The organism is Amycolatopsis sp. w19 (assembly GCF_051373225.1).
Taxonomy (GTDB): Bacteria; Actinomycetota; Actinomycetes; order Mycobacteriales; family Pseudonocardiaceae; genus Amycolatopsis; species Amycolatopsis japonica.
Genome location: NZ_JBPQFM010000076.1, coordinates 1 through 657, shown reverse-complemented (window position 1 = coordinate 657; position 657 = coordinate 1). Strand labels below are relative to the sequence as shown.

The 657-nt window shown below is 50.7% G+C and carries 1 protein-coding gene; it reads left to right on the top strand.

What is annotated here, in order from left to right; all coding sequences use genetic code 11:
- Positions 1-155: 155 nt before the first annotated feature.
- Positions 156-657: cytochrome P450 (locus ACSMFO_RS40195; protein ID WP_436462545.1), on the top strand; the 502-nt coding region annotated here is incomplete at its 3' end.

Here is a 657-nt window from a genome sequence, read left to right as displayed (position 1 = left end):
TAAATGTAATTTCCGACATGATTGGGGTGCCTCAAGCAGACCGAACAAAAATCCGCGGCTGGTCTGAGGCCATCGCACACGGCCTAGGCCTAGGGAGAAAAGATCCGGGAGTCGCAGAGCAAATACGGGCCTTCGGAGAATACATCGTGCAGCTTGTGGCTGAGAAACGCCAGCATCCTGCTGGTGACTTAATCAGCCAGTTAATTGCCATCGAAGAGGAGGGAGATCGACTCGACGAAGCAGAACTAATCTCGATGATCTCGCTATTGATCTTTGCCGGTCATGAGACAACCTCGAATCTGATCGCTACGGGCACTTTGATGTTGCTGGATCATCCCGAGCAACTGAAGAAGCTAAAAGCCAACCTCAATCTGGTTCCTGCAGCCGTGGAAGAACTGCTGCGCTTCAACGGGCCGTCCACAATGGCAGGACCGCGTTTTGCTACTGAAGATATTGAACTAGCTGGGCAGCAGATCAAAAAAGGAGATATGGTCATTCCTGTATTGAAATCAGCAAATCGGGACGAGCTCCAGTTTACGGACCCAGAGGAGCTGAATATTACACGTACAATCAAACGTCATCTCGCCTTTGGACAGGGTATCCATATGTGTTTGGGAGCGCCACTAGCGCGTGTAGAAGGAGACATTGCGTTCTCCA